This window comes from Paraburkholderia sp. NPDC080076 (assembly GCF_050281145.1).
Classification (GTDB): Bacteria; Pseudomonadota; Gammaproteobacteria; order Burkholderiales; family Burkholderiaceae; genus Paraburkholderia.
The window spans coordinates 391525-410583 of sequence record NZ_JBNNWQ010000001.1; the positions used below are offsets into that span (position 1 = coordinate 391525).

Below are 19059 nucleotides of genomic sequence, written 5' to 3' on the forward strand. Positions count from 1 at the left end.
CTCCTTGACGAAAGACTGTTCATTTCTGATTCTGGTGCAGGTGCAGGTGCAGGTGCAGGTGCAGGTGCAGGTGCAGGTGCAGGTGCAGAGTATGAATGATGCGCCGTTGTTGCAGTTGTCGGCGTTCTCCTGTTTTGCCGGCGCTGAATGAACGGGCGGAGATCGGACAGTGGCGCGGCACTCAGAGCGTGATCATTTGAATAGTATGCGATTTCTGTTTGGGTTCGGACCGTCTGGAACCCGCATGGCTAGCGGGACGCTTTCGCAGGTAACTTGATGTTGACGGATTCCATATCTCTGACTAAAGTCAGAGATATGGACGCATCCGACATTCTCCAGATCCGCAGCTTTAACCGCATAGTCGCCGAAAGCATTGGCGCTATCGATGACCATTTCCTCGGACGGGGCCGCCCGATGGGTGAATCACGCCTGCTATGGGAGATCGGTGTCGAAGGTGCGGATATTCGTGCTCTTCGCGCGCGGCTCAATCTTGATTCAGGCTATGTCAGCCGTACGTTGGCCTCTCTCGAACGGCAAAAACTTGTCACTGTCCTCGCTCATCCGGGCGACCGCCGGGTGCGCCGGGCTTGCCTGACTCAGGAGGGCCTCACGGAGAGGGCTGAACTCGAACGCCTCTCTGACGCGGTCGCTTTACGCGCGCTCGAACCGCTCGGCGATGAGCAACGTCGCAGACTGGTCGCGGCCATGTCTGAGGTCGAGCGTTTGCTACAAGCATCTCTCGTGAATTTTGCGCTTGAGGAGCCCGATAGCGATGACGCACGGTGGTGCTTCGAACAATATTTCGGCGAACTCGATGAGCGCTTTGACGCAGGATTCGACCCGTCCATGAGCCTGTCGGCGGATGCCCGTGAACTGACGGCGCCGAAAGGCGCGTTGATCGTCGCGAGACTCCATGGAAGCCCGATCGGCTGCGTCGCGTTGAAGTTTCATAAGACGTCCCCGGCCGAGCTCAAAAGAATGTGGGTGAGCCCTTCCGCTCGCGGCATGGGTGTAGGCCGCCGGTTGATCGTCGAGGCGGAGAAACGGGCTCGGCAGGCCAAAGTGCGCATTATTCGCCTGGAGACAAATCGAACGCTGCGCGAGGCGATCTCGCTATACCGGCAATCCGGATACGTTGAGGTCGATGCGTTCAGCGCGGAACCGTATGCCCATCACTGGTTTGAAAAGCGACTGGTCTGAAAATTTTGCACGCCATTCTCGGAGCGGGTGTCAGAGATCTGTGTTCAGGAGCGAGGCTTAGCGTGCCGCCGTGCGCGATTGACATAAGGGCAAATTGAGGGTTCGGAAGTAGTCGAGAAAGACACGCAGACCGGGCGTGATTTTCCTGTCGCGTGTATGGGCAATCCCACCCGCCATTGAAATCGCTCGGGAAAGCAACAGGATCATCCCGAGAAAGCGCAGGCTTTAAAGATGAAAAACCTGCGCCCAGGCTCGGGCTTGGCGCCCCTCATGAAAGCGCCATAGCGAGCCAGCGTGAACCCATCATCCGGAAAGCGATTAGCGGAAGCCGTAGACCTCGGTGCGCGTAAAACCACCTGTGCCGTCGAACGTCACCAAGGCGACGTCATCGAGGATCGACGTAGCGGCGAACGGATGAACCGCATTATCCGGTCTCCTATCAAGCCAAGAATTTCTCCGTGACCGGTGCACCCATACGGTCCCCTGAGGGTTGCGTTCGAGCAAAGGCTGCGGGGGCCGCCGTGGTCGTCGGCCTGCGCGGCGCCACTGAGCAAGAGAAGTGCAACGGCGGTTGCAGACAGAATGCTTAGATGCCTGATCTTCATGGTCATCTCCTTGTCACCCAGTCAGGCGCGTAACATCACAGCGCGCCGCAGCCTGTTGCCTCGCGGAATGAGGCGCCTAATTCAAACAAATGAAATTAAAAATCGCCGCAGTGGTTCCCGGCTGCCGCCGTTTGCGGAAACGAGCGATAAATGAAAGAGGGGCCCTCGATGCGGTCGGCTATTCCCGCCTGAGATGCGAAAAAGCCTCGGCGTTGGCCAAAGTAATTAAATGGGGAAACGCTTCACCAAGCCGTTATTTTTTTAGCTCGGTGTCGGCAGGCACGTGCAGAAGAGGTGCACGTAAGTCCGCGCAATTGTGACTCCGTGAGTCAGCCACGCTTTAAGTCGCGTAGCAAGAATAGCGTAATCCAGGATATCCGCAGACGCAGATGAATACCGGACAAAAGGCAGGAGCATTCAGATCGCGCGGTGCGAATGATGGACGATCGCGCGATAGCGGGCGACACGCAATCACCGCTGCCGGGTCGTGCGTGACTATTTCTTGTGGGTTGTGTGCTCTTCGAACGCGGAGACGATGCCGTCGATCATTGCTGCGATGCGCGCGGTATGCCGAAGGTCTTGATGCGTGACGAGCCAGATTTCGTAGACCGCTCCACGTGGGGGTTCCGGCCATATCTGCACGAGGCCGTCGTGCTCAGCCAGATGTATCGGAAGCTCACCGATGCCGATGCCGGCCTTTACCGCGGTACGCAACATGAGGCTGGAATTGAAGGTCGATACGATGCGCCCCGCGTGTATCGGCTCGCCAGCAAGAGTCGGTGAGCGATTGCCGGTCCAGTTTCCCTGATAGACGACGAGATCGTGGCCTGCGAATGCGGAGCCCGTGGCGGGCTTGCCGTGCTGTTCGAGATAAGTATTCGATGCAAAGAGCGCCATGGGCCAGCGAGCCAGGCGCCGCGCGACAAGATCGGGATTTTCCGGCTTGACCGACCGGACCGCGATATCCGCTTCACGCTTTGCCAGATTCAGCATGCGCGTCGACGTGTCCAGCAGCACGCGCACTTCGGGATGCGCAGCATGCAGGCGTTCGATGGCGGGAAGCAGGAAGTCGAGCGCGATCGAGTCGGTGCTGGTGACTCTTACGTCCCCCGCAAGCCGTGTATCCGTGCCTTGAGTTCGTCTGACGAGTTCGTGTGCGGACTGTTCCATTTTCTCCGCTGATCTCAGCGCGGCCTCGCCTGCGGCGGTCAACGCGTAACCCTCGGAGGTGCGCAGGAAGAGCGTGGCGCGTAGGGCATGCTCCAGTGCCGCAATCCGTCTGCCGACCGTCGCCTGATCGAGATTGAGCGTCCTCGCCGCTCCACGGAGCGTTTTTTCGCGCTCCACCGCGAGAAACACACGCGCGTCATCCCAGTTCATCGTACTGCCCTCCTGATGCAAATTTGCATCCCACAGTGTGAATAATGCTGCGCATATTCATCAATGTCGAGCCCTATACTGAACGCAAGAGTTCCTCGTTCAACGATCCGCCCGGATCAGTCGAGCCTCACCCATAGAAGGAGTGGTATCCATGTCTGCTTCAACTTATCGCGTGCCGTCGTCCATGACGGTCATTGAGATCAAACAGCCTGGCGGTCCTGAGGTCCTGGTGCCGACCACACGCCCGGTGCCGACGCCGGACGCCGATCAGGTTCTGATCCGCATCCACGCGGCTGCCGTGAACGGCCCAGACGTTTTCCAGCGCAAAGGGCTGTATGATCCGCCCCCCGGCGCTTCGGACATTCCAGGGCTGGAAGTGGCAGGTCAGGTGGTTGCCGTGGGCGCCGACGTGTCCCAATTCCGGGTCGGCGAACTGGTGTGTGCATTGATTCCCGGCGGCGGCTACGCGGAATATGCCGTCGCGCACGCCTGCAACACAATGCCTATCCCCAAAGGCCTGACGTTGGTGGAAGCGGGGGCGATGCCCGAAACGTTGATGACGGTATGGCTGAACCTGTTCCAGCGCGGCAAGCTGGTTGCCGGCGAATCGGTGTTGATCCACGGCGGCGCTTCAGGTATCGGTACCACGGCGACCATGCTGGCGAAGGCATTCGGCGCTGCGAAAATCATCACGACAGTTGGCTCGCAGGCGCATCGGGAGGCCAGCCTGGCGCTAGGCGCGGATCTCGCGATAAATTACCGCGACGACGATTTCGTCGCCGAAACAAAGCGATTTACCGATGGAAAAGGCGTTGACGTGATCCTCGACATCATTGCCGGCGACTACGTGGCCAGAAATTATGACGCCGCGGCCATGGACGGACGGATCCTCCAGGTGGGCGTGATCAAGGGGCCGGCGAAGGATCTCAACGTCGTGCCGATGATGACGAAACGTCTCACGCATATGGGTTCGACATTGCGGTCGCGCACATCCGCGGACAAGGCGACGATCATCAACGAATTGGAGCGGCAGGTTTGGCCGCACATCGAGAGCGGCAAGATCAAGCCGGTTGTCTACAAGACCTTTGCGCTTGCCGACGCTCGCGGCGCTCACGAGCTGATCGATTCCGGCACACACTTTGGAAAGATCGTCCTGACGACAGGTGCCGATCTTATTGGCTGAAGTCTGGCCTGCCGCCACCTCGGCGGCAGGTGCCCGGCAGATCATTCTTTCCTCGTCTTCGGTTGTTCGGGTTGCGGGTCACGCCCGCGTTGCGTCGGCGCTCTCGTACACGCGTCCGGCGGCGTTACGTAGGTCACGTCGTCGCAGCAGCACGCGTAGACCGGAAACCCGTACGCATTTGTGCGGATGATTTTCGTTGGCCCGTGCAGCGGGCACACTGCGTTCATGTCGTCTCCTTGAACTCAAGGTCGACCGGCTCGACTTCGTAGACGCGGCTCGCCAGTTCCTGACGGCCAAGCACCGGTTCGCATCGTCGATCACGTCGGGCGAGGTCACCCTTCTCGGTCCGGCGTCGAGGAGGGCGCCGGAAAACGACCCACAACAATATTCTACGACTCTCTGCACGTCGTTGAAGGACGATGGATGTATGGCGGGTCTTCAATGGAGCGCAGGCTCCGCTAGCTGATCGACTCCCCGTAGTGTCTGTACGGACGTCGCCCTTCTTAAAATCCGCAGACTGAATATGTGCCCAGGCTCACGCGTTCATACCGCCATCCACCGTAAGATTCGCCCCGGTAATGTATGAGGCCTCCGGGCCGGCGACGAACGCTACCATTGCGGCGATCTCCTCGGCGCGTCCGTAGCGGCCGAGTGCTGTGGCGGCCTTCTGCGGCACCGCCCAATCGCCTGAGGCGGGATTCAGGTCTGTATCGATCGGCCCCGGCTGGACGTTGTTGACCGTGATGCCCCGGCCTCCCACCTCTCTGGAAAGCGCCTGTGTGAACATCCTGACCGCTGCTTTCGTGGCTGCGTAGGGCACCAGTCCGGGCGCAATGGCACGCTCGCCGACCGCCGAACCGATCATGATGATCCGGCCTCCATCACTCAGGTGCTTCAGCGCAGCCTTGGTCGTAGCGAATACGCCGCGCACGTTGATGTCGATCACTCTATCCATCTCCTCCAGCGTCGTGTCTTCGAACGGTTTCGGAATGGCCGTGCCGGCATTGTTCACCAGCACATCCAGCCGGCCGAATGTCGCAAAAGCTTTCTCGACAGCAGCCTCGACAGCTTCGACGTCAGTAGCGTCCGCCTGGATCGCAATCGCCTTTCCGCCTTTGAGTTCAATCTCTTTGACCACGGCCGAGGCCGCGCTGGCGTCCTTCGCGTAGGTAAAGGCCACGCTCGCTCCATCCGCCGCCAGACGTTTCGCGATTGCCGCACCGATGCCGCGTGAACCACCGGTAACGAGTGCCACTTTTTGAGCTAACTTAGACATGTTTTTTCCTAAGGTTTTGTGCGCGATTCACCGCGTCGCTAATCCAGTTGATGATTGACTCTTGTGTTTGCCCGGACCATTTTTAGAAGCGGAGCCTTCCCTGCTCCAAACCGACGAACTTCTTCGTAGCGCCACTTTTGATCCTTGGTGGTGCAACGACTATAAGTTTCTGTGGAAGGTGCGGCAAAGACCTTGTATGCAGAGGGGCATGCCTCTCGGGCATAGCGGGACGGCCAAACGGCGAAATGAACGGCCGCTATAACCCCGGCGTGCAATGGTTCTGGACGCAGGTGATGCAGGTGATGCAGGTGACGCAGTTGATTTCAGAAGTCTATCGGGACCGAGTTTAAGCGCGTGAACCGGAGGCGAACTCGATAGTGGCGGCTGACGGAAATTCGACCGGACTCGCGGCGTTCCTATGTCGCGGCATTCCCGTCCGCATCGGCGACGGTTGTCTGCTTACGCATCACTCCCGCGTTTCGTACTTGCGCCGGAACGCCATCGGCGTCATGCCCTTCGTCGCGCGGAACTGCCGCGTGAAGTAGCTGGCCTGTCCGTAGCCGAGTTCGGCCGCGATCTGTCCGATCGGCCGATCGGGCTGCATCAGCAGCGCGCATGCGCGCCCGATCCGCAACTGGTTCAGGTAGTCGCTGATCGTCATCCGCGTGCAGCGCTTGAAGAAGCGTTGCAGCTGGCTTTCGCTCATCGCCGCGAGTTCGGCGAGCGTCGCGAGCCGGATCGGCTCCGCATAGTGTGCGTTCAGAAACGACATCACGCGCTCGAGCCGCGCGCGGTCGCGCGGATTGTCGACGGGCAGGAAACCCTGCAGCGCGAGCGAGCGGCGCTGCGTATCCGAGGCGAGCTGCAGCAGCACCTCGACGAGTCCGAGCCAGCGCGCGGCCGGCGGCGCGTCGCAGAGCGCGAGAAGGCGCTGCGCGGCCTGCGCGCGGACGTCAGCTGAAAACGCGAGCCCGCGCACGGATTCGGCGAGCAACGCGCGCAGCGGCGCGAACTCGACATAGTGGGTGTGCAGCGTGTCGACCCATGCCTGCGTGAACCACGCGACGAGCGCGCGATGCGGCGCGTCGTCGCGCAGGCGCTCGCGCGACTGCCACGCGTGCGGCAGGTTCGGTCCGACGAGCACGAGATCGCCGTCGCCGTAATGCTCGATGTGATCGCCGACAAAGCGCTCGCCGACGCTATTGAGCGTCAGCGTCAGTTCGAACTCGGGGTGGTAGTGCCAGTTGAACGGAAACGCGGGCAACCGGCGGTCAAATAGCGTCCATGACTGATCGAGCGGAATGTTGACCTGTTCGAATAAGGGACGCATGACCGAAGCCCTCGGAACGTGGCGATGATGCCAATCGTGCGGCCTGACGCGGTCGCGATGCGGCAATTGTGCCAAAACTAGCGGTCTCTGCAATACCGCTGCGCGCGTTACGTCGCTAATCTCTATCCAGCATGCGACGCGGGCCCACGGTGGGCCGCACGGACCGGGAGACACGATGGGACACGAACTGCGGTGGGGACTGATCGGCGCGAGCACGATCGCGCATGAATGGATGATCGACGCGATCCGCGCGCAGCCAGGCAATGCGGTGGCGGCGGTGCTGAGCGGCGATCGCGCACGCGGCGAAGCCTATGCGGCGAAGCACGGGATCGCGAAGAGCTGCACGTCGCTCGACGCGCTGCTCGCCGATCCCGGCATCGACGCCGTGTATATCAGCACGACCAACGAGCTTCATGCGACGCAGGCGATCGCGGCGGCCAACGCGGGCAAGCACGTGCTCTGCGAGAAGCCGCTCGCGATGACGCTCGACGACGCGCACGCAATCGTCGACGCCTGCCGGCGCGCTGGCGTCGTGCTCGGCACGAACCATCATCTGCGCAACGCCGCGACGCATCTCGCGCTTCGGCAACTCGTGCGCGACGGCGCGATCGGCCGGCCGCTCTACGCGCGCGTGTTCCATGCGGTGCATCTGCCCGAGCATCTGCAGGGCTGGCGGATCGCGCAACCGTCCGCGGGCGCGGGCGTGATTCTCGACATCACCGTGCACGACGTCGATACGCTGCGGTTCATCCTCGACGCGGAGCCGGTCGAGGCGGTCGCGATGACGCCGCCGCCATCGCTTGCGTCCGAAGGCGTCGACGACGGCGTGATGGCCGTGCTGCGCTTCGACAACGACGTGCTCGTTCAACTGCACGACGCGTTCACGGTCGCATACGCGGGCACCGGCATCGAGATCCACGGCACCGCCGGCTCACTGATCGGCCGCGACGTGATGACGCAACGCCCGGTCGGCGAAGTGATCGTGCGCGACGCGACCGGTGAGCGCACCGTGCCCGTCGTTCATCACAATCTCTACGAACGCTCGCTCGCGCGGTTCAATGCGGCGGTGATGAGCCGCGGCGTGGAGCAGCCGGCTGCGACCGGCGAGGATGGTGTGCGCTCGCTCGCCGCCGCGCTCGCGGTGCGGCAAGCGGTGCGAAGCGGTGAGCGCACGCGTGTGCAGGCCGGGCTCTGAAGGGGGCGTCGATGACCGGAGCGGATTCGAACACCGGGTGTGAGGGCAACGCGCGATGAGGGACTACGACGTGGTGATCGTCGGCTCGGGTGTCGGCGGCGGGGCGGTCGCGCTGAGCCTCGCGGGCACGGGCGCGCGCGTGCTGATCGTCGAGCGCGGCGAACGGCTGGCGCGCGAGCCGCAGAATACGGATCCGGAGGCCGTGTTCGTCGAACGCCGTTATCGCGCGCGCGAAACGTGGGTCGACGGGACGGGCCGGCCGTTCAGCCCGGGCCAGTACTACTTCGTCGGCGGGCACACGAAGTTCTACGGCACGGCGATGTTCCGCTTCCGCGAACGCGATTTCGAGGCGGCCGAGCACGAGGACGGCATCTCTCCCGCCTGGCCGATCCGCTATGCCGATCTTGAGCCGTATTACGCCGAGGCCGAGCGCCTCTTCGGTGTGCACGGCCGCCACGGCGACGATCCGACCGAGCCGGCGCGCTCGTCCGCGTATCCGTTTCCACCGATCCCGCACGAGCCGCTGATCGGCCAGTTCGCCGAGCGACTGACGCAGGCCGGGCTGCGGCCGTTCCACATGCCCTCGGCGATCGACCTGCGGCCAGGCGGCGCGTGCGTGCGCTGCGGCACCTGCGACGCGTTTCCGTGCCGTGTCGATGCGAAAGGCGACGCGGAGCGCTGCCTGATCGATCCGGCGTTACGCGATCCGAACGTCACACTGCTGACCGGCGCACGTGCGACGCGTCTCGTCACGGACGACGCGGGCAAGCGGATCGTCGGCATCGAGCTCGACGTCGGCGGCGAGCCGCGCGTCGTGCGCGCACCGCTCTTCATACTCAGCGCTGGCGCGATCAATTCGGCTTTGCTGCTGCTGCGCTCGGCGAACGCGTGGCATCCGAACGGCCTTGCGAATTCGTCGGGCATGGTGGGGCGCAATTACATGAACCACAACACAACCGCATTGATGGGCCTCTTGCCGTGGACCGTCAACGACACGCGCTTCACGAAGACGCTCTCGCTCAACGACTTCTACTTCGGTTGCGACGACGATCGTGCGCCGCTCGGCAATCTGCAGATGCTCGGCAACATCAGCGAACCGATGATCCGCGCCGCGCGGCCGTCGCTGCCGCGCTGGGGCGCCGCGTGGCTCGCGCGTCACAGCGTCGACTGGCTCGCGATGTCGGAGGATCTGCCGCATCCCGACAGCTTCGTGCGGCCACTGGCCGACGGGCGCGTCGAGTTGCACTGGAAACGCACCAACATGGCCCCGCACGCGCGCTTTGTCGAGCGCAGCAAGCGGTTGCTGCGGCAGATCGGGATGCGCGCGGTGCTGAGCCGGCCGTTCGGGATCGATACGCCGTCGCATCAGTGCGGGACCGTGCGCTTCGGCGACGATCCCGCACTCGCGCCGCTCGATCCCTGGTGCCGCGCATTCGATCACCCGAATCTGTTCGTCGTCGACGCTTCGTTCTTTCCGTCGTCGGCGGCGCTCAATCCGGCGCTAACTATCGCCGCGCAGGCGCTGCGGACCGGTCAGTATCTGCGCGAGCGGCTGGGAACGTTCTAGGCGTGCACAAACAAATTGATGGCGATGCAGACACAAACGCGCAGTCAGGCCGCATTCCCGTAGAGAGGCAAAATTTTCGATTCGAGCATGGCGATCGACTGGACGGCAAGTTGTGACAGCGTGTGCTTGCTGCTGGTCGCGATCGCAAGCCGACTGAAAAGCGTCGGCTCGGTAATACGGATCACCTGGAAGCGCCGCTTGAGAACATCGCTCGTGGTCGCATTGAGCGACAGCACCGCATACCCGATGCCCTCGCTGACCAGATCGAGAATCGAAGTCACCGCATCCACCTCCAGTTCAATCCGCAATCTGACGCCCTGTTCCGCGGCGGCCGCCTCGACCATCCGTCTGATCGCGTGCATGCGGCCGGGGATGACCAGCGGATAGCGCACGATTTCGCGCAGCGTAATCGTTGTCGTGGGCTCGCGCGCTGCCTCCGTAAGTGCATCGCCGGTGTCCGGGCCGATCAGAAACAGCTCTTCAGTAAAGATGGTTCGCTTGTCGATCAACGGCGTATCGAAGGTGTCGTACAGGACCGCGACGTCGATGCGGCCCATCATCAGCCATTCGATCAGATAGGTGGACAAGCCTTGAGCAACCGAGATCGTCGCGCCGGGAAACGACGAACGAAAGTCACGCACGAGTTCAGGCGTGGCGACCCTGGCGAAGCTGGGGGTAATGCCGATGCCGAAATGACCGCCGACTGCGCCGTGCAACTCGTCCAGATCCTGTGAGGCGCGCTGCACCTGCTGCAGGATACCTTTCGCATGCGCGAGCATGCGCTGGCCGGCCGGCGTCAAGGTCACGCCGCGGCCGGTGCGCTCGAGCAGCGTATGGCGCAATTCCACTTCCAGATGGCGCACGAGCCGGCTCAAGGCGGGCTGGTTCGTGTCCAGCGTAATCGCGGCACGTGTAAAGCTGCCGAGTTCAGCGACGTGAACGAATGCCTCGAGCTGCTTCAGGTCCATTGTCGGCCAGTCATGTGAAATTCACATATCAGCTAGTTCAATATGGCGATTGTACCCATCCATCATCGCCGCCACAATGCATCCAACCCGTACAAAGCCGCGCCACGCGGCATGACATCGAGACGACGTTCCATGAAATCCTGCTTGCCTCCCGATCCCCATCCCGTTCGACCCGCTCAGCACCTTCCGGTCGGCGCGTGCGACGCGCACTGCCACGTGTTCGGCCCCGCAGATCGATTTCCCTATGCGCCGGATCGCAGCTATACGCCGCCCGACGCCCCGTTCGAGCGCCTCGTCGCGCTGCATGATTTTCTCGGCGCGAGCCGCGGCGTGATCGTGCAGGCGAGCTGCCACGGCACCGACAATACGGCGATGCTGGACGCCATTGCGCGCGGCAATGGACGCTATCGCGGCGTCGCGATCGTCGACGGCGACGTGACTGACCAACAATTGGCCGATCTCGACGCGCGCGGCGTGCGCGGCGTGCGCTTCAATTTCGTCGCGCATCTGGGCGGCGCGCCCGATCTCGACGTATTCGACCGGGTGCTCGAGCGTATCGAGGGCCTTGGCTGGCACGTCGTGCTGCATCTGGACGCGCAGGACATCCTGCAATACGCCGAGCGGATCGCGCGCATCAAGGTGCCGTTCGTGATCGATCACATGGGCCGCGTACGCGCCGAAGCCGGTGTCGATCAGCAACCGTTCCGCCAGCTTCTGGAACTGATGCGCAATCCGCTCGCATGGGTCAAAGTGTGCGGCGCCGAGCGCGTGTCCGCGGGCCGCCGTCCGTTCGACGATGCGATTCCGTTCGCGCACGCGCTGATCGAAGCGGCCCCCGACCGCGTGCTGTGGGGTACCGACTGGCCGCATCCGAACATCAGCAAGGACATGCCGAACGACGGCGAACTGGTCGATCTGCTGTTCCGCTTCTGTCCGGACGCGGCGCTGCGCGAACAATTGCTCGTCACGAACCCGGCACGGCTTTACGGATTCTGAGCGATCGGTTCGCTTGACCCGCTGCCCTCACGTTTGAACTGCCACATCCAGAATGGCAGCCAGGCGGAAGTCCGGCAATGACCGGCTTTCCGCCCACCATTCCAATCAGGAGACAACCATGATCGATATGCATTGCCACCCGGCCCTTGCGGCTCATTTGCGAGCGGCGTCATGAACGATAGCGCCGTCATGACATCGCCCGCGCGCAGCGCGAAGAAACCCTTCTATCGCGCGCTGTATTTTCACGTGCTACTCGCAATCTTTCTCGGCGTGCTGCTGGGTCATTTCGCACCGTCGCTCGCCGTGCAGATGAAGCCGCTCGGCGACGCGTTCATCAAGCTGGTCAAGATGGTGATCGGCCCGATCATCTTCTGCACGGTCGTCACCGGCATTGCGGGCATGGGCGATATCAAGAAAGTCGGGCGCGTGGGCGGCAAGGCGCTGCTGTACTTCGAAGTCGTATCGACGCTGTCGCTCGTGATCGGCCTCGTGGCCGGACATCTGTTTCGTCCCGGCAGCGGCTTCAATCTGAATCCCGCGACGATCGATACCAAGGCGCTCGCCGGATACACGACTGCCGCGCACGAACAGAACACGGTCGACTTTCTGATGCACATCATTCCCGACACCGTGTCCAGCGCGTTCTCGAGCGGCAATGTGCTGCAGATTCTGCTTGTCTCCGTGCTGTTCGGCGCCGCGCTCGCGGCTACGGGCGAATACGGCCGGCCGCTGGTTCGCATGATCGACCGGTTTGCGCAGACGTTCTTCGGCATCGTTCATATCATCATGAAGGTCGCGGCGATCGGCGCGTTCGGATCGATCGCGTTCACGATCGGCACCTATGGCATTGGCGCGGTCGTGCCTTTGCTCAAGCTGATCGGCGCGTTCTACGTGACACTCGCCTTCTTCGTGCTGGTGGTGCTCGGCGTGATTTCGCGCTTGCTCGGTTTCAGCATCTTGCGTTTTCTGAGCTATATCCGCGAGGAAATCCTGATCGTGCTCGGCACGAGTTCGTCCGAGGCCGCGCTGCCGCAGATGCTCGAAAAACTCGAACGGCTCGGCTGCTCGAAGTCGGTGGTGGGTCTCGTGATTCCGGCCGGCTATTCGTTCAATCTCGACGGCACCAACATCTATCTGACGATGGCCGTGTTGTTCATCGCGCAGGCATTCAACATCGAGCTCAGCCTGACGCAGGAACTCACGCTCGTGGGCGTGGCGATGCTGACGTCGAAGGGCGCGAGCGGCGTGGCCGGCGCGGCCTTCGTGATGCTGACCTCGACGCTGCTGGTCTTCCCGATCATCCCGGTGTCGGGGATGGTTCTGATCCTCGGCATTCACCGCTTCATGGGAACGGGGCTCGCAATCGCCAACACCATCGGCAACGGTGTCGCCACGCTGGTGGTGTCGGCATGGGAGCACGAGCTCGACCGCTCGAAACTGAGCGCCGAAATGTCGCGCCGCTACACCGAATGACCGGTTAGCTGCAAACAAAATCCCTCGTGTGTTTCGCTGTCTGCGTGCGCTACTCGCGCACGCAGCGGGAGGCGTTCGCGCGAAAAAAAACAAACTGGTTTGGAGGCGAAAGCAAGATGTCAGTGAATAAAAAAGGATTGCTCGGGCGAGCGGATTTCAACGCTGCGTGCGTGGCAACGGCATTGTTCGCGGCAGGCGGTGTCGGTGTCGCGCACGCAGACGATTCATCGGCGACAGCGGGTGCAGCGGCGACTCCATCGTCTTCCGTTCAGCTATATGGACTCATCGGCATGTATATCGACAGTTCAAAACTGAGCACGACGCGTGCGAGCACGGTGCAGCTAGGCGGCGGCGGAATGACGACATCGTTCTGGGGCATGCGCGGTCGCGAAGACCTCGGTGGCGGCAATGCGGTGATCTTCGTTCTCGAGAGTTTTTTCAGACCGAACACCGGGCAGATGGGACGCAACACCACGGATGGTTTGTTTTCGCGCAATGCCTATGTCGGCCTGACTGGCGCCTATGGCTCGTTCAAAGTGGGGGAGCAGACCAATCCGACGTATTACAACCAGCAACTCGTCAACCCGTTCGGTTCGTCCGTGGTGTTTTCGCCGTTGATCGTGCAGTCGTACACCGCGAGCTACAACAATACGCAGATCGGCGACACGGTCTGGCAAAACGCCGTCGAGTACGCTTCGCCCAACTACGGCGGTCTCACGGGCACCGTGATCTACGGCGTGAGCACTACCACGGGTCAACAGGGGAAGGACAACATCGGTTTGCATCTGACCTATGCGAACGGGCCGCTCACGGCGGTGTTCTCGGCGCAGCGCGTACGAACGGCGGCGGTCGCGCCGTCGAGCGGTCAATATCTCTATCTCGCAGGCGCTGCGTACGATGCAAAGCTCGTCAAGCTCTACGGGGCCGCGCAGATGACAAGCAACAACGACGTCGAGACCGGCTCACATACGTATGAGCTGGGGGTTTCCGTACCGTTGACTCCGTCGAACCTGATCCTCGCCGAATGGGCGCGCACGAAACACAGCGCGCCGTCGAACCATAGCAACGTGCGCAATACCGGCTCCATTGCCTATGACCATATTTTGTCCAAACGCACGTATGTGTATGCGGTGTATTCCTACGACAAGCTGACCGCCAATCCGTCCGGAAGTACATACGGTGTCGGCATGCAGCATACGTTTTGAAGCGAGGCGACTGCGCGGCCGAATAAGGCTCGTTAGCGAAGTCAGCGGCGCATGGCAGTTGAACTGAGCCATTGCGCTGTTAATTTACTTAGTTATTCGGAGCTACGATGATCATCGATATTCACGGCCACTACACGACGGCGCCCAAGGCGCTGGAGCAGTGGCGCAACCGCCAGATCGCGGGCATCAACAATCCTTCCGAAATGCCCAGGGTCTCCGAGTTGCAGATCAGCGACGACGAGTTGCGCGAATCGATCGAGAGCAACCAGTTGCGGTTGATGCGCGAGCGCGGGCTCGACCTCACCATCTTCAGTCCGCGCGCGAGTTTCATGGCGCATCACATCGGCGATTTTCAGGTTTCCAGTACGTGGGCGGCGATCTGCAACGAGTTGTGCTTCCGTGTGAGCCAGCTGTTCCCCGATCATTTCATCCCGGCCGCGATGCTTCCGCAAAGCCCCGGCGTGGATGTCGCCACCTGCATTACGGAACTCGTCAAATGCGTCGAGCAGTACGGCAACGTGGCGATCAATCTCAACCCGGATCCGTCGGGCGGTCACTGGACCAGCCCGCCGCTGTCCGATCGCTACTGGTATCCGATCTACGAGAAGATGGTCGAGTACGACATCCCCGCGATGGTCCACGTGAGCACGAGCTGCAATGCGTGCTTCCACACGACAGGCGCGCATTACCTGAACGCCGATACCACCGCGTTCATGCAGTGCCTCACGTCGGACCTGTTCCGCGATTTCCCCACGCTGCGGTTCGTGATTCCGCACGGCGGCGGCGCGGTGCCCTATCACTGGGGACGCTTTCGCGGACTCGCGCAGGAACTGAAGAAGCCCTTGCTGAAAGACCATCTGCTCAACAACGTGTTCTTCGACACGTGTGTGTATCACCAGCCGGGCATAGACCTGCTCACGCGCGTGATTCCGGTGGACAACATCCTGTTTGCAAGCGAGATGATCGGCGCCGTGCGCGGTATCGATCCGGAGACGGGTAATTATTTCGACGACACGAGACGCTACATCGAGGCCGCGCATATCGATGCGGACGAGCGCTACAGGATTTACGAAGGTAATGCACGCCGCGTCTATCCGCGCCTCGATGCGGCATTGAAGACGAAGGGACATTGATCATGTATGAACTAGGTGTGGTGTATCGCAACATCCAGCGGGCAGATGGCGACGTCGCCGCGAAGCTCGGGGCGCTTGGAACCGCCACCGTGCACGAGGCAATGGGCCGGGTCGGTCTGCTGAAGCCTTATATGCGTCCGATCTATGCCGGCGCGCGCGCCCACGGCACGGCCGTCACGGTGCTGCTGCAACCGGGCGACAACTGGATGCTGCACGTCGCGGCGGAACAGATCCAGCCGGGCGATATCGTCATTGCCGGTGTCACGGCGGACTGCACGGACGGTTATTTCGGCGACCTGCTGGCGACGAGCTTCAAGGCGCGCGGCGCGCAGGGTCTCATCATCGACGCCGGTGTACGCGACGTGAGCGTGCTGGCGGAGATGAAATTCCCGGTGTGGAGCAAGGCGATCTCGGCCAAAGGGACGGTCAAGGCGACGCTTGGTTCGGTGAACATTCCGGTGGTGTGCGCCGGGGCGCTGGTGAATCCGGGCGATGTCGTCGTCGCGGATGAAGACGGCGTGGTGGTGGTCCCCGCTGCGTCGGCGCGGAAGGTGCTCGACAAGGCGGCGGCGCGCGAAGCCAACGAAGGCGAGAAGCGTGCGAAGCTGGCTTCGGGTGTGCTCGGCCTCGATATGTACAGCATGCGCGAGCCGCTAAAACAGGCTGGGCTGCGCTACATCGATTGAGAGGCAGAGAAACCATGAGTGAGCAGATCACTGGCATCTCGTCGATGGCCACGCGCCAGGTGCTCGCCGAATTGGTCCAGGACTATGAGCGACTAACGGGGCAGCCTGTGGTCGTCAGGTCTGTTGGCGGTGTCGATGCCGCCCGTCGCGTCGAGAACGGCGACAGGTTCGACTTTGTCGTACTCGCTGCCGATGTGATTGATCGGCTGGAGACCGCCGGCCATGTCGTTTCGGGCAGCCGGGTCGACGTGGCCCGTTCGGGGGTGGCAATCGCAGTGGCAGCCGGCGCACCGCGGCCCGATGTCGGCACTGAGGCCGCGCTGCGAGAAACGATTCTGGCGGCGCGCAGTATCGGCTATTCGACGGGCCCGAGCGGTTCGCACCTGAGTCATTTGTTCGAGCGCTGGGGCATTGCGGAAACCATCGCCCTACGCGTCGTGCAGGCCCCGCCCGGTGTTCCGGTCGGCGCGCTGGTTGCACGCGGGGAAGTCGAGTTGGGTTTTCAGCAGTTGAGCGAATTAATGCATCTGCCGGGAATCGATGTCATCGGCTCGTTGCCTACTGAAGTCCAGATCGTCACGGTCTTTGCGGCTGCCATATGCACCGCATCCAGACAGAGCGATGCCGCTAAGGCAGTGCTCTCGTTTCTGGCATCCTCTGAGGCACGCTTCGCCAAGCTTCGTCACGGCATGGAGCCGGCATGACGGGGGTAACCAACACTAACCGACGGCCGTCGGATGTCAGGCCGCGCGAGGAGTCGCCAATGCCGCCGCGACACGCTCGCGCAACGTCGGCAAAACGCTCGCGTCGAACCACGGATTGCGTTTGAACCAGGCAATGTTGCGCGGCGACGGGTGCGGCAGCGGCATGACCTGTGGGCCGAATTCGCGCCACCGGACGAGCGTGTCCGTCAAGGTCGGCCCGAACGCCTTGCCCAGTCCGAATCGCTGCGCGTATTGCCCGACCAGCAGCGTGAGCTGGACCGACGACATGTGCCCGAGCAACTCCTTGTGCCAGCGCTCGGCACACTCGGGCCGTGGCGGCAAATCTCCGCTCGGGCCCCGGCCTGGAAAACAGAAGCCGATGGGCACGACGGCGAATTTCGAACCGTCGTAGAACGTGGTGTCGTCGACGCCGAGCCACGTGCGCAACCGCGCACCGCTCGCGTCGCTCCATGGAACGCCGGACGCATGCACCCGCGCGCCCGGCGCCTGGCCGATGATCAGAATGCGCGCCTGCTCGGATGCCGCCAGCACCGGCCGCGGGGCGTGCGGCAGCACGGACGAGCAGAGTGTGCAGGCGCGAATCTCGCGCAGCAGGATATCGAGCGATGTGGGTTTCGTAGAGACAGTCATGCAGTCGGGCAGTACAGCTGACGGGCAGCCGAGTCGTGTGCCGGCTCAGGTCGTGGTTTGAGCCGGATAGATCAACGTGCCGTCGGGTTGAGGTTGCGCGCCCGGTGTCATCGTCGCGATGGTTGTGTGACGCGCGTCCATGATGTGCAGCACGGTTTCGTCGTGCAGCAGCAGGTAGTCCGTAATGATACGCCTGTGGCAGCGCCACCAGACCGCCTCCGCGCACATGATCGCGCAGCGGTGCCGATGGCCGAGCGCGAGAAGCTGCGTCAGACCCGCGCGGAAAACGTCGCTCATCGCATAGTCCGCATAATTGCGGAACGCTGGATGGGTCCAGTACGCATTGAGCGACGGCGCTTCGTCTTTGCGCCTGCTGCGGCGTCCACCCAGTTCGGCAAGATGCACGTAATCGATGTGCTCCGGCGCGAGTGCATCCGGTAACGTGTCTCGATTGAACTGTGGATTGGTTCGCGAGCGCGGAATGCTGCGCACGTCGATCAGCGTCGCGATCTCCGCCTCTCTCAGCAGACCCATGAATTCGGGCAGTGGACGGTTGGAATGACCAATCGTGAAAAAAGGGCGGCTCATCGATGCCTCTCCGAAACCGTGGCGTCCATTTTGTGATGTGTACAGCCTGGGTATCTAAAGGTCAACCATCCGCCGCGCTCGGAGGTTTTGCAATCCGCGGCGGCAAAGCCTGCCCGATAGGCATGAAGACGAGATGAACGATAATATGGCATTCCAGTCCGCGTGCCTCGGCGTATCGAGTACGCGGCACAGCCATCGTCCATTTCTCTTTTGCCGCCCATGTCAGACCTCAGAATCGACCGCAATGCCAAGACCCTGCGCGAACTCACGCTGGACAAGCTACGCGGCGCGATAGTGCAAGGGTATTTCCGGCCAGGCGCGCGGCTCGTCGAACGCACGCTGTGCGACGAACTCGGGGTGAGCCGCACCGTCGTGCGCGAAGTGCTGCGGCATCTGGAGACGGAAGGGCTGGTCGAGATCGTCGCGCGGCAAGGGCCGATCGTTGCGCGGCTCGACCCTGAACAGGTGGGCGAAATCTACGAGCTGCGCGGGCTGCTCGAAGCCAATGCCGCGCGCGCGTGCGCCGAGCAATCGACGCCCGAACTCTTGCGGCAGTTGCGCGAGATTCGCGCGGTGATCGAAGACGCGTTCGCGAAGCAGGACCTGCCACGCGTGCTCGACTACACGGAGCGTTTCTACGAAGCGATGTTCGAGGGCGCGCAAAAGCGCGTATCGCTCGCTGTCGTCAAAACGCTGAACGCGCGCATCAACCGCTTGCGCGCGCTGACCATTGCCACGCCGGGGCGCGGCGGCGAGTCCAATCGCGAGATGAACAAGCTGCTCGACGCGATCGAGCGGCGTGACGGCGATGCGGCGTCGGCCGCGTCGGCCGCGCACATCAAGCGGACCGCCGAACTGGCGCTGAGCACGCTCGCGCAGCCAGGCGAGCCCACGGGCGACGCCTGAGCCACATTCCACG

General features: G+C 62.4%; 18 protein-coding genes. 12 read left to right on the top strand and 6 right to left on the bottom strand.

Annotation, left to right across the window (positions count from 1 at the left end; translation table 11 throughout):
- The first annotated feature begins 4 nt into the window (after positions 1 to 4).
- Positions 5 to 151: a hypothetical protein gene (locus ACQKRQ_RS01760; RefSeq protein ID WP_427474813.1), complete on the top strand. Its 147-nt coding sequence runs from the start codon at positions 5 to 7 to the stop codon at positions 149 to 151.
- 164 nt (positions 152 to 315) lie between these two features.
- Complete coding sequence (locus tag ACQKRQ_RS01765) at positions 316 to 1200, top strand: bifunctional helix-turn-helix transcriptional regulator/GNAT family N-acetyltransferase (RefSeq protein ID WP_427474814.1); 885 nt, start codon at positions 316 to 318, stop codon at positions 1198 to 1200.
- A 1100-nt stretch (positions 1201 to 2300) separates the two neighbouring features.
- Here ACQKRQ_RS01765 and ACQKRQ_RS01770 read toward each other — a convergent pair.
- Positions 2301 to 3185, bottom strand: coding sequence for a LysR family transcriptional regulator (locus ACQKRQ_RS01770; protein ID WP_427474815.1), 885 nt, complete (start codon positions 3183 to 3185; stop codon positions 2301 to 2303).
- 151 nt (positions 3186 to 3336) lie between these two features.
- Here ACQKRQ_RS01770 and ACQKRQ_RS01775 point away from each other — a divergent pair, with 151 nt between their 5' ends.
- A complete protein-coding gene (locus ACQKRQ_RS01775) occupies positions 3337 to 4368 on the top strand; it encodes an NAD(P)H-quinone oxidoreductase (protein WP_427474816.1) in 1032 nt (343 codons plus the stop codon).
- 535 nt (positions 4369 to 4903) lie between these two features.
- Here the strand turns inward: ACQKRQ_RS01775 and ACQKRQ_RS01780 are convergent.
- Together ACQKRQ_RS01780 and ACQKRQ_RS01785 are read right to left on the bottom strand one after the other, a co-directional pair.
- Positions 4904 to 5644 (bottom strand): SDR family NAD(P)-dependent oxidoreductase, encoded by a 741-nt coding sequence (locus tag ACQKRQ_RS01780; protein ID WP_132378365.1) that lies wholly within the window; start codon positions 5642 to 5644, stop codon positions 4904 to 4906.
- Between the two features lie 466 nt (positions 5645 to 6110).
- Complete coding sequence (locus ACQKRQ_RS01785) at positions 6111 to 6974, bottom strand: helix-turn-helix domain-containing protein (RefSeq protein WP_132378363.1); 864 nt, start codon at positions 6972 to 6974, stop codon at positions 6111 to 6113.
- A 175-nt stretch (positions 6975 to 7149) separates the two neighbouring features.
- Between ACQKRQ_RS01785 and ACQKRQ_RS01790 the strand changes: the two genes are divergently transcribed.
- Both ACQKRQ_RS01790 and ACQKRQ_RS01795 read left to right on the top strand, forming a co-directional pair.
- A complete protein-coding gene (locus ACQKRQ_RS01790; RefSeq protein ID WP_427474817.1) occupies positions 7150 to 8169 on the top strand; it encodes a Gfo/Idh/MocA family protein in 1020 nt (339 codons plus the stop codon).
- Between the two features lie 55 nt (positions 8170 to 8224).
- Positions 8225 to 9736: a GMC family oxidoreductase gene (locus ACQKRQ_RS01795; protein ID WP_427474818.1), complete on the top strand. Its 1512-nt coding sequence runs from the start codon at positions 8225 to 8227 to the stop codon at positions 9734 to 9736.
- Between the two features lie 44 nt (positions 9737 to 9780).
- On the opposite strand, the gene ACQKRQ_RS01800 is transcribed toward ACQKRQ_RS01795, so the two are convergent.
- Positions 9781 to 10704, bottom strand: coding sequence for a LysR family transcriptional regulator (locus ACQKRQ_RS01800; RefSeq protein WP_132378357.1), 924 nt, complete (start codon positions 10702 to 10704; stop codon positions 9781 to 9783).
- A gap of 132 nt (positions 10705 to 10836) precedes the next feature.
- Here ACQKRQ_RS01800 and ACQKRQ_RS01805 point away from each other — a divergent pair, with 132 nt between their 5' ends.
- The 6 genes from ACQKRQ_RS01805 (at position 10837) to ACQKRQ_RS01830 (ending at position 16901) form a co-directional block, all read left to right on the top strand.
- Positions 10837 to 11700 carry an amidohydrolase family protein gene (locus ACQKRQ_RS01805; RefSeq protein ID WP_408311791.1) on the top strand — a complete coding sequence of 288 codons (864 nt, stop codon included), beginning with the start codon at positions 10837 to 10839 and terminating at the stop codon, positions 11698 to 11700.
- A gap of 171 nt (positions 11701 to 11871) precedes the next feature.
- The gene (locus tag ACQKRQ_RS01810) at positions 11872 to 13173 is read left to right on the top strand and encodes a dicarboxylate/amino acid:cation symporter (RefSeq protein ID WP_408175289.1); all 1302 of its coding nucleotides are present in this window, start codon (positions 11872 to 11874) and stop codon (positions 13171 to 13173) included.
- A gap of 116 nt (positions 13174 to 13289) precedes the next feature.
- Positions 13290 to 14378, top strand: a complete 1089-nt coding sequence (locus tag ACQKRQ_RS01815; RefSeq protein WP_427474819.1) for a porin — start codon at positions 13290 to 13292, stop codon at positions 14376 to 14378.
- A 107-nt stretch (positions 14379 to 14485) separates the two neighbouring features.
- On the top strand, positions 14486 to 15511 hold the full coding sequence (locus tag ACQKRQ_RS01820) for an amidohydrolase family protein (RefSeq protein ID WP_427474820.1): 1026 nt from the start codon (positions 14486 to 14488) through the stop codon (positions 15509 to 15511).
- Between the two features lie 2 nt (positions 15512 to 15513).
- Positions 15514 to 16197, top strand: a complete 684-nt coding sequence (gene ligK, locus ACQKRQ_RS01825) for a 4-carboxy-4-hydroxy-2-oxoadipate aldolase/oxaloacetate decarboxylase (protein WP_427474821.1) — start codon at positions 15514 to 15516, stop codon at positions 16195 to 16197.
- Positions 16198 to 16211: 14 nt separating this feature from the next.
- Positions 16212 to 16901 (top strand): substrate-binding domain-containing protein, encoded by a 690-nt coding sequence (locus ACQKRQ_RS01830; protein ID WP_427474822.1) that lies wholly within the window; start codon positions 16212 to 16214, stop codon positions 16899 to 16901.
- Positions 16902 to 16937: 36 nt separating this feature from the next.
- Here ACQKRQ_RS01830 and ACQKRQ_RS01835 read toward each other — a convergent pair whose 3' ends face one another.
- Together ACQKRQ_RS01835 and ACQKRQ_RS01840 are read right to left on the bottom strand one after the other, a co-directional pair.
- On the bottom strand, positions 16938 to 17552 hold the full coding sequence (locus tag ACQKRQ_RS01835) for a uracil-DNA glycosylase family protein (protein ID WP_132378343.1): 615 nt from the start codon (positions 17550 to 17552) through the stop codon (positions 16938 to 16940).
- 45 nt (positions 17553 to 17597) lie between these two features.
- Positions 17598 to 18140 (bottom strand): DUF488 family protein, encoded by a 543-nt coding sequence (locus ACQKRQ_RS01840; RefSeq protein WP_427474823.1) that lies wholly within the window; start codon positions 18138 to 18140, stop codon positions 17598 to 17600.
- 219 nt (positions 18141 to 18359) lie between these two features.
- On the opposite strand from ACQKRQ_RS01840, the gene ACQKRQ_RS01845 reads away from it, so the two are divergent.
- A complete protein-coding gene (locus tag ACQKRQ_RS01845; protein WP_427474824.1) occupies positions 18360 to 19046 on the top strand; it encodes a GntR family transcriptional regulator in 687 nt (228 codons plus the stop codon).
- Positions 19047 to 19059: the final 13 nt, after the last annotated feature.

What these genes read in the sequence shown, in the direction of transcription:
- ACQKRQ_RS01795 (WP_427474818.1), top strand. Translation starts at nt 8,225, where the DNA reads ATGAGGGACTACGACGTGGTGATCGTCGGCTCGGGTGTCGGCGGCGGG.
- ACQKRQ_RS01770 (WP_427474815.1), bottom strand. Translation starts at nt 3,185, where the DNA reads ATGAACTGGGATGACGCGCGTGTGTTTCTCGCGGTGGAGCGCGAAAAA.
- ACQKRQ_RS01840 (WP_427474823.1), bottom strand. Translation starts at nt 18,140, where the DNA reads ATGAGCCGCCCTTTTTTCACGATTGGTCATTCCAACCGTCCACTGCCC.
- ACQKRQ_RS01765 (WP_427474814.1), top strand. Translation starts at nt 316, where the DNA reads ATGGACGCATCCGACATTCTCCAGATCCGCAGCTTTAACCGCATAGTC.
- ACQKRQ_RS01830 (WP_427474822.1), top strand. Translation starts at nt 16,212, where the DNA reads ATGAGTGAGCAGATCACTGGCATCTCGTCGATGGCCACGCGCCAGGTG.
- ACQKRQ_RS01790 (WP_427474817.1), top strand. Translation starts at nt 7,150, where the DNA reads ATGGGACACGAACTGCGGTGGGGACTGATCGGCGCGAGCACGATCGCG.
- ACQKRQ_RS01775 (WP_427474816.1), top strand. Translation starts at nt 3,337, where the DNA reads ATGTCTGCTTCAACTTATCGCGTGCCGTCGTCCATGACGGTCATTGAG.
- ACQKRQ_RS01780 (WP_132378365.1), bottom strand. Translation starts at nt 5,644, where the DNA reads ATGTCTAAGTTAGCTCAAAAAGTGGCACTCGTTACCGGTGGTTCACGC.
- ACQKRQ_RS01815 (WP_427474819.1), top strand. Translation starts at nt 13,290, where the DNA reads ATGTCAGTGAATAAAAAAGGATTGCTCGGGCGAGCGGATTTCAACGCT.
- ACQKRQ_RS01820 (WP_427474820.1), top strand. Translation starts at nt 14,486, where the DNA reads ATGATCATCGATATTCACGGCCACTACACGACGGCGCCCAAGGCGCTG.
- ACQKRQ_RS01785 (WP_132378363.1), bottom strand. Translation starts at nt 6,974, where the DNA reads ATGCGTCCCTTATTCGAACAGGTCAACATTCCGCTCGATCAGTCATGG.
- ACQKRQ_RS01810 (WP_408175289.1), top strand. Translation starts at nt 11,872, where the DNA reads ATGAACGATAGCGCCGTCATGACATCGCCCGCGCGCAGCGCGAAGAAA.
- ACQKRQ_RS01845 (WP_427474824.1), top strand. Translation starts at nt 18,360, where the DNA reads ATGTCAGACCTCAGAATCGACCGCAATGCCAAGACCCTGCGCGAACTC.
- ACQKRQ_RS01805 (WP_408311791.1), top strand. Translation starts at nt 10,837, where the DNA reads ATGAAATCCTGCTTGCCTCCCGATCCCCATCCCGTTCGACCCGCTCAG.
- ACQKRQ_RS01800 (WP_132378357.1), bottom strand. Translation starts at nt 10,704, where the DNA reads ATGGACCTGAAGCAGCTCGAGGCATTCGTTCACGTCGCTGAACTCGGC.
- ligK (WP_427474821.1), top strand. Translation starts at nt 15,514, where the DNA reads ATGTATGAACTAGGTGTGGTGTATCGCAACATCCAGCGGGCAGATGGC.
- ACQKRQ_RS01835 (WP_132378343.1), bottom strand. Translation starts at nt 17,552, where the DNA reads ATGACTGTCTCTACGAAACCCACATCGCTCGATATCCTGCTGCGCGAG.